Raw genomic sequence first — 12,059 nt, 5'->3', positions numbered from 1 at the left:
CTTATGCCATGTCCAATCCGGCTTGGCAAGTCCACCAGTGCATGGCACATCTTCCTCAAAGGACTAGCTCGGGAGCTCCACAATTGGACCGATCCATGTTGCATCACAGTCGGCCGTTGGTGCCGATCCTGCTCGCCTTTTGTGCCTGCTTCATCGATGTGGTCTGCATTCTCGGCCTGTTTCACACCTTCACGGCATTCATTACCGGAACGCTTGTCGTCTTGTGCACGGAGGTGTTTCACCAGGGGCAAAACGCGGCTCTGAAGGTTTTCGTGCTCGCGGTTTTCTTCGGTTCGACTCTCTTCTGGTTCGTTTCGGTCACTGCACTGGTGCGCAAAAACAGGATTGCCGTCCGGCATCTGTTCGCGCTCGAAGCTTTGCTGGTGGCGGGCTTCATGTTCGTCGCCGGTCTTGGAGATCCGTCAGCCGGAGGACCGTTGTCTGCCGTCACTCTGACGGCTGTCGGGTTTTCGACCGTGGCCATGTCGTTGCAGAACGTCATCATGCTGACCCTGCTCAACAGGCATGTTCCCACGACCATCATGACCGGCAATACGCTGAAGCTTGTGCTCGGCATCGCCGACTATTTCACGCATCCCGAAACGCGGCCCGACAGCCGCTCCCGGATCCGTCACCAGGCCTTCGTCCTGCTGGCTTTCGCGGCCGGAGGTCTTCTGGCGAGTTTCCTGATGACCGTCATGGGGTTCTGGGCGCTTGCGATACCTGTTGCGCTTTTGATGCTGCTGGCGATAGTCCAGCCGGTGCATGAGCCTCAAGTCGCCTGAAACCGGTGCCAGCTACTCAGGTCGCAAATTATGCGCCCAAGCCGGGTGCTTCTTCCCTTTGGTGGTGCCGGTCGTAATCGATGCGGCCGTCGACCAGATGGATACGCCGGTCCATCCTGTCGGCGAGATCGATATCATGGGTAACGGCGACGACGGTGGTCCTTTCGGTCTTCACAATGGCCTGAAGACTTTCAAACACCTGTTCCGTCGATACACTGTCGAGACTGCCGGTCGGCTCATCAGCAAGGATCAGCTGCGGTGAATTGGCAAGTGCCCGGGCGACAGCGACGCGCTGTCGCTGCCCGCCGGACAATTGCTCCGGGCGGCGGTGAAGAAACTCTTCCAGTCCCAGCGCCGCCAGAAGCTCCGTCGCATGGTCGAGTTGGGCCTTGGGGCTGCGTTTGCCGAGCCGCTGCATCGGGATCATCACGTTTTCCAAAGCGGTAAATTCCGGCAGCAGGAAATGAAACTGAAAAACGAAGCCGAGTTTTTCCAGGCGAAGATGCGCCATTTCGGCAGATGTCAGCGCATGAGTGGGAAGGCCGTCTATCCGGACCTCGCCGGACGTCGGCCTGTCGAGAAGGCCAAGCAGATACAGAAGCGACGATTTCCCGGAACCGGACGGACCGGTAATGGCAACGAACTCCGCCTCGCCAACCTGAAAGCTGACATCCTGTACCAGTGTCACCGGCACGATGGCCGGCAAGATGCGGGTGAGGTTGCTCGCTTCCAGCAGTACGTGGCCGGGAGCCGTCTGTTTTTCCGGGGAAGGGGTCATGTCGCCCCTCGGATAATGTCGACAGGATTGAGCCGTGCGGCTTTCCTGGCGGGAATGTAGCCGGCGATCCCGGATGAAAACAGCGCCAACAGGCAGGCAATGATGTAGTGCAGGGCGGAAAAATAGATCGGCAGGTGGGTCATCTCCACGTCCTGGGTAAATTCGAATTTGACAGACGCGAGATAGCTCGACAGTCCGAAGCCGAGCGCCGAACCTGCAAGAGCGCCAAGGATACCGATCACTAGCCCTTCAAGCACGAAGATCTGCTGAATATCGACTTCCGGAAATCCCAGTGACTTCAGGATCGCGATATCACGCGCCTTTTCGTGCACGATCGTCGAGACGATGTTGAAGATGCCGAAGCCGGCTACCACCAGAATGGCCCCGACAACCGTGTACATGATCACGTTGCGCACGAAGAAGGCTTCCATCAGCCCCTCGTTGGCCTCTTCCCAGGAAACCGACTTGTAGCCGAGCTGCCGCTCGGCCCGTGCGGCAACCGCGTTGGCTTCGGCGATGGAATTGAGGTGGATCGCGATCGAATTGATGACGTCCGGTTTTTCCAGGAGGATCTGCACGGCCTTCAGCGGCGCATAGGCAAGCCCTTCGTCGCTGGTGGTGATGCCACTGTGGAACAGGCCGACGATCTTGAAGCGCTTGGCGACACCGTTTGCGGATGTCAGGGTCACGGTATCGCCCAGGTCCGCCCCCAGTCGCTCCGCGGCCTTGTCGCCGATAACGAGGCCATTCGACGTCGTATCCAGGTCCTCGAAGGAGCCCTGGCGCATATCCTCGCCGATCATGGAGACGGTCAGTTCGCGCTTTGGTTCCACACCGACCAGGGTCATGCCGATGTCCTGTCCGGCATAGCGCAGCACCGCCTGGCCGCTCAGGCGCTGCGCCATCGATCCGTTCACCCAGTCGCGCAGCGAGGCAAGCGCTTCGGTCGGATTTCGGATACCGCGAAGGTCTTCCTTCGGCCTGAGACCATGATAGGTGACAGCGTCATAGACTGCACTGGCCGGTTGTTCCGCCGGTGCGCGTTGCTCGTCCAGGATCTCCACATGGGGAATGGCGTCGATCAGTGTTGCGGTAAAATCCCGCTGAGACCCTTCCATGAGGCTCGCCATCGCCACCGAAAATCCGACACCAAGTGCGACGCCAAGTGTTGAGACAATGGTCTGGCGCAAGCGGTTGCGAATGTGGGTGGATGCGATGCGCAGGAGAAGCATTATTTGCCGTCTCCGGGAACCGGCCTGACCTTCTGTCCTTCTGCCAGATCCGGGTTATAGGGAAAGACGACCCGGTTATCTCCGGTGATCCCCTTCAGCACTTCCGTTGCGCGGGTGCCCTTGATCCCGGTTTCGACCTCCAGCGGAACGATTTTGTTATCCCCATCCAGCGTCAGCAGCTTCGAGCCGTCGAAGGCAGCGGTCGGCAGAAGCAGCGCGTCGTCCTTCTCCGAGGTGACGATATTGATCTCGGCTGTCATGCCGATGCGCAGCGGGGTGTCTTCCGGGAGATCGAGATAGACCCGGTAGTTCTTCAGCACCGGATCGCCTTTCGGAGTGATGCTGGCAACTTCCGCTGTCAGTTCCTTGCCTGGAAAGGCATCTGCACGGATCAGGGCCTTGTGACCCTTGGCGACCTTGGGAATATCCTCCTCGTTGACTTCCGCCACCAGTTGAAGGGGAGAAGGCTGACCGATCCAGAAGAGAATTTCACCGGGTTCGGCAACTTCCCCCACCGACCCGTCCGCCCTCAGAACCATGCCGTCCATGGGGGCCACGATGACATAGTCGCGCAGCCGTTCCTTCTGGGCCGCCGTAATGGCGTTGATGCGGATCAGTTCGTTCTGGGCCTTGTCGTAAACCTGCTGGCTGACGACACGGCGTTCCAGCAGTTGCAACGCACGTTCCTTGTCGGATTGCGCCAGCTCCTGGCGGGCTTCCAGTTCGGCAAGCGTCGCACGGGCATCGCCGCTGTCCAGTTCCGCCAGCTGGTCGCCTTTCTGGACCTGGTCACCCTCGCAGCCGCACAGCGAGACGATCCGCTCGCGGATGATGCTGGTAACCTTCGCCCATCGGACGGGTTCAACGACTGCGGTGGCATAGACCACTTCCGCCGCCCGCCCGGTCGTCGGCATCACGGTCTGCACTTCCGGCGGTTTCTTGAACCACCAAAGTGAGCCCGCGATAGCTCCCGCGATCAGCAGAACAAATATCAAAAGTTTCAAAAAGCGCATGGCACACCCTTGCCGGATCTGCCGCCACAATAACGTTTCGAGCGAGGAACGCCATGGCCTGGATCAAATGAGGATGCCTGTGCGCAAGGGCTGGTCGGACGTGTGCCTCAAGAGCGCGATCAGGTAACGCCCTCGTCGAATTTCAGTAATGCGGCGGCTTTTCAATCTGGTGGCCGGGCAGAACGTTCTCCATCAGTTCCGTGACCTGGTCCGTCATGTTGGTGACGAGCCGGTTGAGCCTGTCCAGCTGGCGTCCCTGATTGAAGACGACCGTATTCAGTTCATCAATGGTGTTGAGCGCATGAGCGAGATCGATCTCGAGCTTCTCGATTCGGGCTTCTTTGTCGTCCGCCATGGGTGTCTCCTGCGTCGTCCTGGGGCAATGTGGCTTCTTTCGGCACCCGCCGCCCGATGTCTGTCGAGGCAGGTATATTGCGGCGGCGGCGAAACACCAACTCTCATTGTCAGCGGACTGTGAGTTTGCGCCGAGCGATGCTGCGCTATATCTATGCGTAATCCTGACAGGGGTCGGGACCTGCAATCCCTAATGAGGGCTCCATGACCGTTCTGTCTGACTTCGAGATCTCCCGCAAATGGCCTGCCAAACACGCCGACCGTATTCAGCTCTATTCGCTGCCGACGCCCAACGGCATCAAGGTTTCGGCAATGCTGGAAGAAACGGGCCTGCCATATGAGCCGCATGTGGTCGATTTCGGCAGCAATGACCAGTTGAGCCCGGAATTCCTGTCGCTCAATCCGAACAACAAGATCCCGGCAATCATCGACCCGCACGGACCAGGCGGCGAGCCTTTGCCCTTGTGGGAATCCGGCGCGATCCTGATTTATCTGGCGGAAAAGTCGGGCAAGTTCCTGCCGCAGGAGCCGGCAAGGCGCGCCGAAACGCTGCAGTGGCTGATGTGGCAGATGGGTGGCTTTGGCCCGATGGCGGGTCAGTTGGGCTTCTTCCACAAGTTCGCAGGCCGGGAATATGAAGACCGTCGGCCTTTCGAGCGATACCGGGACGAGACGAAACGCCTGCTTGGCGTTCTAGACCGGCAGCTGGATGGGCGCGATTTCATCATGGGGAGCGACTATACCGTTGCAGACATGGCCTGCTGGCCCTGGGCGCGAAATCTCAACGGCTTCTACGAGGCCGGCGAGGTGACCGACTTCGCGTCCCACACCAATGTGGTTCGCTGGGTCGACACCTGCATGAACCGCCCGGCAAGCCAGAAGGCGGTCAACATTCCCTCGCGCGACTAAGGTGAAACGGTGTCGATCAGGCCAAGAAGACGACCGAAGTCAGCAATGCCAGCAGCAGGATGATCACCGCTGCGACCCGCCAGATGGTGCCATATCTGGAAACCGGGGGAACCTGGGATTCCAGTTCCTGATCGGTCTGGGCATCCTGAGCGATCGTCCTGTTGAGTTGATCGGCATTCTCATACTGGTCTGACGCAGTCTGTCGCATACTCTGTGCCATCGGTCTCTCCATGGTTCAATTCTAGGAAGAAAACCGTCAGAGGCGGCTAAGGTTCCGAAAACCGTGTAAGACGGTCACGCATGAGGAACGGATGCTGACCGGATTATTGCGCTTCAGCCTCTTTCAGTGGTGGGCCGCTGAACTCCGTTTCGATCACGAACTCAACATCATCCCCCACCCCGAGGTTGGAGCCTTCTGGCGGAAGTCCGTAGGACATGCCGAAATCGGACCTTCTCAGCGTACCTGTTGCGGAAAATCCGATCCGAGCCTGTGGGTCGTAAACCGCCAGGCCCGGATAACCGCCGTTGAAACGCACGTCGAGCTCAACTGGCCGCGTTTCTCCCCTGAATGACAGGTCGCCTGTCACGACGGCAGTTTCAGCGCCAGTCAGTTCAATGCTGGTCGAGCGATAGGTGATCTTCGGGTGATCTCCTGCATTCAGCCAGTCCGGGCCAAGCAGCATGTCGCGAAAGCCATCGGGTGGCGTTGCGGTCAGATGCAGGGATGCGACGTTTATGTCGACGCTCAGGTTGGCGTTAGCCGGATCAGCGGGATCGAGTTCCAGCGCGGCGTCAAAGTCAGCAAAGGACGCGCTGTAGTACGAAAAGCCGAGGTGATTTGCCCGGAATATGAGCGTCGAATGGAATTTGTCGATCTTGTAACTGCCTGCCGGTAGAGCCGTCGCGGCGTCACCTGCATTTGCAGCAAGTGATGGCAACAGCACCGCTGCGACACCGCAAAGTACAGACAGAAAACGAAGTCCCGGGGACAGTGGCATAGTGGTTCCTCTATTGACCGGAAGTTGGAAACAGCGGTGTGTTCAGGCCGATTTCAGGTGCAGCCGTGGCTGATTTGCCTGTGGCCATAGCCAGTGGTCTTGCCGATCGGCCACCAGGCAATCAAAAGATACCGACCAGTTGGTATGTTGTCAATCTTGCGGCCCTGATCTGTCGCCGGGCGAGGCGGGTGTTGGGCTTTGGCATCTAACAAAGCCTTGACCAGGTGGGAGCAGCATCAAGGCTGGTAAAATCTCCCGCGGCGATGGTTTGACCCAGTGTATTGATCGCACTCAGAGCCGCGCGGGTAAATGATCCGCCAAGACTGATCCGCCGAACGCCAGCGTCTGCGAGTTGGTCGAAGGACAGGCCCGATGCACCTTGCCCGATGACATGGTTGACCGGAACAGGTACCGACGCGCAGACCGTCCGTATGGCTTCAAGATCAGGTAGGCCCGGGGCGTAGACGACGTCTGCCCCTGCTTCGGCAAAAGCGGACAGACGGCGAAGAACCTCATCGAGGTCATAGGCTCCCTTGCCGAGACCATCGGCGCGAGCCGTCAGGACGATCCCGGATTTCCGGGCCTCCAAGACAGCGGCGTCAACGCGCTCGAGAGCTTCGGAATATGGTCTTATACGACCAGGGTTGGACGTGTCGCGATCTTCTATCGAGATGCCGGCAAGCCCGGCTTTCGCGGCACGTGCGACCGTCTCCGCGACACCTTCCGGTGTGTCTGCAAAACAGTCTTCGCCGTCCAGCGTTACGGGAAGGCCAGTCGTACGGGACAATGCCGATGCGTGGTCGATCGCTTCCTGCCTGGAAATTTGCCGGGAACTATCGCGCCGGCCTGTCGTGAAGGCATATCCCGACGACGTGGTGGCCAGAGCCTTGAAGCCGCAGTGCGCCAACAGCCTGGCGGATACGGCATCCCACGGATTGGGCACGATAAAGCACCCGGTCTCGTGCAGTTCTCGAAAGACATTGGCTGGGCTGGACATTTGAAGGATGCGCGAAGAGCAGGGTTATCTTGGACCGATATGAAAACACAGAGGTAGCAAGAAGGGCAAGTGCGCCGCTTGGTTGAGCTGCTGTTCAGTTTTCTGAAAACCACTGCCGCCTCCCGTGCCGCAAGGTGGCACAAGCGCGAGATGATGGGTGGCCAAGAAAAAGGGCGGTCCGAAGACCGCCCTTTCTGTAAAGCTTGTGAGCTTTGGGCTTCTTGGAAGCCCGTGCCGCGAGGCGGCACAAGCATGAGATGATGGGCGGCCAAGAAAAAAGGGCGGTCCGAAGACCGCCCTTTCTGTAAAGCTTGTGAGCTTTGGGCTTCTTAGAAGCCCATGCCGCCCATGCCGCCCATGCCGCCCATGTCGCCGCCCGGCATTGCCGGAGCGTCTTTCTTCGGCAGTTCAGCAACCATGGCTTCGGTGGTGATCAGCAGACCAGCGACGGAAGCTGCGTCCTGCAGAGCAGTACGGACAACCTTGGTCGGGTCGATGATGCCAGCTTCGATCATGTTGACGAACTGTTCGGTCTGAGCGTTGAAGCCGAAGGACGGATCGTCGTTTTCCTGGATCTTGCCAACAACGATGGAGCCTTCGACACCAGCGTTTTCAGCGATCTGACGGATCGGAGCTTCCAGAGCGCGCAGGACGATCTTGATACCAGCTGCGATGTCGGCGTTGTCGGAGGCCAAGCCTTCGACTGCCTTCTTGGCGCGCAGCAGAGCGGTACCGCCACCCGGGACGATGCCTTCTTCAACGGCAGCGCGGGTTGCGTTCAGAGCGTCGTCGACGCGGTCTTTTTTCTCTTTCACTTCGATTTCGGTCGCACCGCCAACGCGGATAACGGCAACGCCGCCTGCGAGCTTTGCAAGACGCTCCTGGAGCTTCTCACGGTCGTAATCGGAAGTGGTTTCTTCGATCTGAGCCTTGATCTGGGAAACGCGGCCGTTGATGTCGTCCTTGGAGCCAGCACCGTCAACGATGGTGGTGTTTTCCTTGGTGATGGACACCTTCTCGGCGGTGCCGAGCATGTCGAGGGTCACGTTTTCCAGCTTGATGCCGAGATCTTCGGAGATAACGGTGCCGCCGGTCAGGATCGCGATGTCTTCCAGCATGGCCTTGCGGCGGTCGCCGAAGCCCGGAGCCTTGACAGCAGCAATCTTCAGGCCGCCACGCAGCTTGTTGACGACGAGGGTAGCAAGTGCTTCGCCTTCAACGTCTTCAGCAATGATCAGCAGCGGACGGGAAGACTGAACAACAGCTTCCAGGATCGGCAGCATGGCCTGCAGGTTGGAAAGCTTCTTCTCGTGCAGCAGGATGTACGGCTTTTCCAGGTCAGCCATCATCTTGTCAGCATTGGTGACGAAGTAAGGAGACAGGTAGCCGCGGTCGAACTGCATGCCTTCAACGACTTCGAGTTCGGTTTCGAGGGACTTTGCTTCCTCGACGGTGATCACGCCTTCGTTGCCGACTTTCTGCATGGCTTCGGCAATGTCCTTGCCGACCTGCTCGTCGCCGTTAGCGGAGATCGTGCCGACCTGTGCAACTTCACCAGAGGTGGTGATGGTCTTGGAAGCAGCGGTCAGAGCCTTGACGGCTTCAGCAGCAGCAAGATCAACGCCGCGCTTCAGGTCCATCGGGTTCATGCCGGCTGCAACAGCCTTAGCGCCTTCCTTGACGATGGCCTGAGCCAGAACGGTCGCGGTGGTGGTGCCGTCGCCAGCGATGTCGTTGGTCTTGGAAGCCACTTCGCGCACCATCTGGGCGCCCATGTTTTCGAACTTGTCTTCCAGTTCGATTTCCTTGGCAACAGACACACCGTCCTTGGTGATGCGCGGTGCGCCGAAAGCCTTGTCGAGAACGACGTTACGGCCTTTCGGGCCGAGGGTCACCTTGACGGCGTTTGCGAGGGTGTCGACACCACGCAGCATGCGCTCACGTGCGTCGGAGGAGAATTTTACTTCTTTAGCAGACATGTGATCGTCTCACTCTTTTGGAACAGGTTGAAATCAGAAGCGGTTCGCGGCTGGTTACGCGATCACGCCCATGATGTCGGATTCCTTCATGATCAGGAGGTCTTCACCGTCGATCTTGACTTCGGTGCCGGACCACTTGCCGAACAGAACGCGGTCACCAGCCTTGACGTCGAGCGGAACGATCTCGCCGTTGTCCTTGCGGGCGCCGGTGCCGATGGCGATAATTTCGCCTTCCTGCGGCTTTTCCTTAGCGGTGTCCGGAATGATGATGCCGCCAGCAGTCTTTGCTTCAGAATCTACGCGGCGAACGACGACACGGTCGTGCAGTGGACGAAATGCCATAACACTGTTTCCTCTCATGAGCGCGCCCCACGCAATAGGCAGCGCGCGAGACATGAACATTGGGTTGCGTTGCACGGAAGGAAATTGCCTCCCGCCACCAATTAGCACTCCTTAACAGCGAGTGCTAACAGCGCCATGGATTTATGTAGCTGTGCTCAGCTTGTCAATGCTTTGTGACGAGAATTTAATCGCAATCGGTCGCGTTGCACCTATGGGGTAGTCAACAGACCGGGGAGGCGGAATTATGGCGTCGCTGCTGCTGCGTCAGCGAGCCCGGCTCAATTCGCGCCGGAAACGCTGAATGGCAGTGTAAAGGCGCTCGTTTTGCCACCGATTTCGTCGGTGAAGCTCGTTTCCAGCTGGTAGTCGCCGGCCGGCAGGCCGCTGAACTGAAACGTGAGGGCCGCGGAAAGTTCACGCTGCTTGGACCGGCCGCTGCCGGAAAAGGTCGCGAAGTTCTCCTGTTCGGCCAGAACCTGGCCGGATTTGGTCAGCAATTTGTAGTCCGCGGTCAGCTCATAGGCATAACCGCCTTCGGTTTCCTGAAAGCCGTAACCGACCGGTTCCGCGTAGACAGACAGCGCTTCACCATCGGCAAACGTTGCATCAGCGCGCGGCGTATACTCGCCATATCCGGTGCTCGGGCTGGAAGCGAAGGTTGCGGCCGTGAACGAAAGACCGGCAGCCGCCCATGCCTGATCATAGGCGGCAAGTGCGTTCTGGAAAGCTTCTGGAGGACTGGCGGGGGATTGGGCCTGCGCGGACAGCTGTCCAGCAGACAGTCCGGTTGCAATCAGAACAGCAGACAGCGTCTGCCGAAAAGCATATTTTCCCACCAGCATCATCTATATCCCCGCACGCCTTTAAATCTTGTCGTTTTCAGCGATTTTGCCGATATAAACCGACTTGTCCGATTAAACAAGGCAATGTGTGCGGCGCGGTAAACGCCGGATTTAGCTGTACTCTGTTCGTTATCCGCGAAAGTAGAAAACCCGATTGCGGTTAACGTGTCGCCGGTCCGGGCATTTACATGCTGCGGGCTGTCCAGGACTGGCGCTTTCGGTAGATAGTGGAAGGGCTGATCTCAAGAGCTGCTGCCGCCATGGCGATGTTGCCGTCAAAGGCATCAAGAGCGTCTTCGATGATACGCCGCTCCTGGGCCCAAAGCGGCTCGATGGTTCCGAACGGCCGGCTTGGCGGCGCCACGCGCGATCGCTCGCGGGACAGGTCGATCAAGGTGCCCGGCCGGCTGCTCTGGTCACGAATGATCAGCGGCAGCATGTCGTAGGTGACCGCGGCACCGTCATTCATGACAACGATCTGCCGGATGGTGTTCTCAAGCTGGCGGACGTTGCCCGGCCAGGGATAGGAAATGATCCGCGCTTCCGCGTCCGCATCAAATCCTCTGAAACCGCGCCGTTCTTCCGCCGAATAGCGATCAAGGAAGGTTTCGGCGAGCGGCAGGATATCGTCGCGGCGCTCTCTGAGAGGCGGCATGTGGATCGGCAGCACGTGCAGCCGGTAGTAAAGGTCTTCGCGGAAGCGGCCGGCGGATATTTCCTGAACCGGGTTCCGGTTTGTGGCGCAGATGATGCGCGCGTCCACTTTGCGGGTATGTGTGTCGCCGAGGCGCTGGAACGTGCCCGTCTGCAGGAAGCGCAACAGCTTGCTTTGCAGGAGAAGGTCCATCTCGCCGATCTCGTCCAGGAACAGCGTGCCGCCATCGGCCTGTTCGGCCGCGCCCGCACGGTTGTCTGCAGCTCCGGTAAAGGCGCCGCGCACATATCCGAAGATCTCGCTTTCAATGAGATCTCGCGGAATGGCAGCGCAGTTCAAGGTGACGAAACGGTTGGACCGGCGCTCGGATAATTCGTGAACCGCAGCAGCGCACAGTTCCTTGCCCGTTCCGGACTCTCCGGTAATGAAGACCGGAGCCTGCGACGGCGCCATGCGACCGATCTGGTCGTGGATGTCGCGCATCTGGGCGGAGGTGCCCACCAGGCGGTTCGTTCCGGAGCTTTCGGTTCTGATGTGTGCCGCGCGAAGCGGAGGAGCTGATAGCTCCGGCATTGAAACGACAGGCTGGACATTCTGCGGTGCTGCGGGAACAGCCGGTTGAACGGGCCTTCTTTGTTTCAGCTGGAAGGAAATCTTGGACGCAAGCGCATCGAGCGAGAAGGGCTTGGTCAGGAAATCATGGGCTCCGGCGCGCATCGCGCTGACGGCTCGCGAGACAGACCCCTTGGCCGATACCGCGATGATGACTGCCTTGGGACAGCGGACCGCATAGGCTTCCAGGGCTTCGTCGCCACCGATGGTTTCCAGATCAATGATCAGAATGTCGGTGGTCTTGTCTGCAAGGTCCTGCAGGCAGGACGAGGATTCCGTGTACAGGATGGGGTCCGTACAGGCATGAGACAGCTTGGCGCAGACCGCAGAGGTGCGGGCAGCCTCGGAGGCCGTTGCGTCAAGTACGCGTACTATAACAGGCAGCTCTTTGCCCTCATTACTCCCCATTGCTGGGTAACTCCCATCGCTGGATACGGGTCATTCGAATATCGAAAGATTCGTCAATTTGATAATTCTCCGAACAGGGTAAACAAAGCGTTGTCAGATGACGCAAATTGCAGGCGATCTTCGCTTTCGGCACAGAAAAGGGCCGAAGTGAGCAA

13 protein-coding genes are annotated in these 12,059 nt (G+C 58.9%); 2 read left to right on the top strand and 11 right to left on the bottom strand.

Features of this window, described 5'->3' with window-relative positions:
- Window positions 1-95 precede the first annotated feature (95 nt).
- The gene (locus ACYQ6M_RS19745; protein WP_460075135.1) at window positions 96-785 is read left to right on the top strand and encodes a YoaK family protein; all 690 of its coding nucleotides are present in this window, start codon (window positions 96-98) and stop codon (window positions 783-785) included.
- A 28-nt stretch (window positions 786-813) separates the two neighbouring features.
- Here ACYQ6M_RS19745 and ACYQ6M_RS19740 read toward each other — a convergent pair whose 3' ends face one another.
- The 4 genes from ACYQ6M_RS19740 to ACYQ6M_RS19725 form a co-directional block, all read right to left on the bottom strand.
- Window positions 814-1,563, bottom strand: a complete 750-nt coding sequence (locus ACYQ6M_RS19740) for an ABC transporter ATP-binding protein (RefSeq protein WP_055657743.1) — start codon at window positions 1,561-1,563, stop codon at window positions 814-816.
- Window positions 1,560-2,798, bottom strand: coding sequence for an ABC transporter permease (locus ACYQ6M_RS19735; protein WP_460075725.1), 1,239 nt, complete (start codon window positions 2,796-2,798; stop codon window positions 1,560-1,562). The genes ACYQ6M_RS19740 and ACYQ6M_RS19735 overlap by 4 nt, the downstream gene beginning before the upstream one ends.
- On the bottom strand, window positions 2,795-3,808 hold the full coding sequence (locus ACYQ6M_RS19730; protein ID WP_460075133.1) for an efflux RND transporter periplasmic adaptor subunit: 1,014 nt from the start codon (window positions 3,806-3,808) through the stop codon (window positions 2,795-2,797). The genes ACYQ6M_RS19735 and ACYQ6M_RS19730 overlap by 4 nt, the downstream gene beginning before the upstream one ends.
- Window positions 3,809-3,950: 142 nt before the next feature.
- Complete coding sequence (locus ACYQ6M_RS19725) at window positions 3,951-4,163, bottom strand: SlyX family protein (RefSeq protein ID WP_460075131.1); 213 nt, start codon at window positions 4,161-4,163, stop codon at window positions 3,951-3,953.
- Between the two features lie 203 nt (window positions 4,164-4,366).
- Between ACYQ6M_RS19725 and ACYQ6M_RS19720 the strand changes: the two genes are divergently transcribed.
- A complete protein-coding gene (locus ACYQ6M_RS19720; protein WP_460075129.1) occupies window positions 4,367-5,071 on the top strand; it encodes a glutathione S-transferase N-terminal domain-containing protein in 705 nt (234 codons plus the stop codon).
- Between the two features lie 16 nt (window positions 5,072-5,087).
- Here the strand turns inward: ACYQ6M_RS19720 and ACYQ6M_RS19715 are convergent, their stop codons facing one another.
- The 7 genes from ACYQ6M_RS19715 to ACYQ6M_RS19685 form a co-directional block, all read right to left on the bottom strand.
- On the bottom strand, window positions 5,088-5,291 hold the full coding sequence (locus ACYQ6M_RS19715; protein WP_023002073.1) for a hypothetical protein: 204 nt from the start codon (window positions 5,289-5,291) through the stop codon (window positions 5,088-5,090).
- Between the two features lie 103 nt (window positions 5,292-5,394).
- Window positions 5,395-6,069 (bottom strand): YceI family protein, encoded by a 675-nt coding sequence (locus ACYQ6M_RS19710; protein ID WP_460075128.1) that lies wholly within the window; start codon window positions 6,067-6,069, stop codon window positions 5,395-5,397.
- Between the two features lie 205 nt (window positions 6,070-6,274).
- Complete coding sequence (locus ACYQ6M_RS19705) at window positions 6,275-7,066, bottom strand: isocitrate lyase/PEP mutase family protein (protein WP_152504601.1); 792 nt, start codon at window positions 7,064-7,066, stop codon at window positions 6,275-6,277.
- A 329-nt stretch (window positions 7,067-7,395) separates the two neighbouring features.
- Window positions 7,396-9,045, bottom strand: coding sequence for a chaperonin GroEL (gene groL / locus ACYQ6M_RS19700; protein ID WP_460075126.1), 1,650 nt, complete (start codon window positions 9,043-9,045; stop codon window positions 7,396-7,398).
- A 54-nt stretch (window positions 9,046-9,099) separates the two neighbouring features.
- Window positions 9,100-9,387 (bottom strand): co-chaperone GroES, encoded by a 288-nt coding sequence (gene groES / locus ACYQ6M_RS19695; RefSeq protein WP_006935644.1) that lies wholly within the window; start codon window positions 9,385-9,387, stop codon window positions 9,100-9,102.
- Between the two features lie 278 nt (window positions 9,388-9,665).
- Complete coding sequence (locus tag ACYQ6M_RS19690; RefSeq protein WP_460075124.1) at window positions 9,666-10,232, bottom strand: hypothetical protein; 567 nt, start codon at window positions 10,230-10,232, stop codon at window positions 9,666-9,668.
- Window positions 10,233-10,413: 181 nt separating this feature from the next.
- On the bottom strand, window positions 10,414-11,904 hold the full coding sequence (locus ACYQ6M_RS19685; RefSeq protein ID WP_460075122.1) for a sigma-54-dependent transcriptional regulator: 1,491 nt from the start codon (window positions 11,902-11,904) through the stop codon (window positions 10,414-10,416).
- Between the last annotated feature and the right edge of the window lie 155 nt (window positions 11,905-12,059).

The sequence above is a fragment of the Roseibium sp. ROS1 genome (assembly GCF_054658215.1).
This window is presented reverse-complemented; position numbering and strand designations above follow the sequence as displayed.

What these genes read in the sequence shown, in the direction of transcription:
- groL (WP_460075126.1), bottom strand. Translation starts at nt 9,045, where the DNA reads ATGTCTGCTAAAGAAGTAAAATTCTCCTCCGACGCACGTGAGCGCATG.
- ACYQ6M_RS19720 (WP_460075129.1), top strand. Translation starts at nt 4,367, where the DNA reads ATGACCGTTCTGTCTGACTTCGAGATCTCCCGCAAATGGCCTGCCAAA.
- ACYQ6M_RS19725 (WP_460075131.1), bottom strand. Translation starts at nt 4,163, where the DNA reads ATGGCGGACGACAAAGAAGCCCGAATCGAGAAGCTCGAGATCGATCTC.
- ACYQ6M_RS19710 (WP_460075128.1), bottom strand. Translation starts at nt 6,069, where the DNA reads ATGCCACTGTCCCCGGGACTTCGTTTTCTGTCTGTACTTTGCGGTGTC.
- ACYQ6M_RS19745 (WP_460075135.1), top strand. Translation starts at nt 96, where the DNA reads ATGTTGCATCACAGTCGGCCGTTGGTGCCGATCCTGCTCGCCTTTTGT.
- groES (WP_006935644.1), bottom strand. Translation starts at nt 9,387, where the DNA reads ATGGCATTTCGTCCACTGCACGACCGTGTCGTCGTTCGCCGCGTAGAT.
- ACYQ6M_RS19705 (WP_152504601.1), bottom strand. Translation starts at nt 7,066, where the DNA reads ATGTCCAGCCCAGCCAATGTCTTTCGAGAACTGCACGAGACCGGGTGC.
- ACYQ6M_RS19715 (WP_023002073.1), bottom strand. Translation starts at nt 5,291, where the DNA reads ATGGCACAGAGTATGCGACAGACTGCGTCAGACCAGTATGAGAATGCC.
- ACYQ6M_RS19685 (WP_460075122.1), bottom strand. Translation starts at nt 11,904, where the DNA reads ATGGGGAGTAATGAGGGCAAAGAGCTGCCTGTTATAGTACGCGTACTT.
- ACYQ6M_RS19690 (WP_460075124.1), bottom strand. Translation starts at nt 10,232, where the DNA reads ATGATGCTGGTGGGAAAATATGCTTTTCGGCAGACGCTGTCTGCTGTT.
- ACYQ6M_RS19740 (WP_055657743.1), bottom strand. Translation starts at nt 1,563, where the DNA reads ATGACCCCTTCCCCGGAAAAACAGACGGCTCCCGGCCACGTACTGCTG.
- ACYQ6M_RS19730 (WP_460075133.1), bottom strand. Translation starts at nt 3,808, where the DNA reads ATGCGCTTTTTGAAACTTTTGATATTTGTTCTGCTGATCGCGGGAGCT.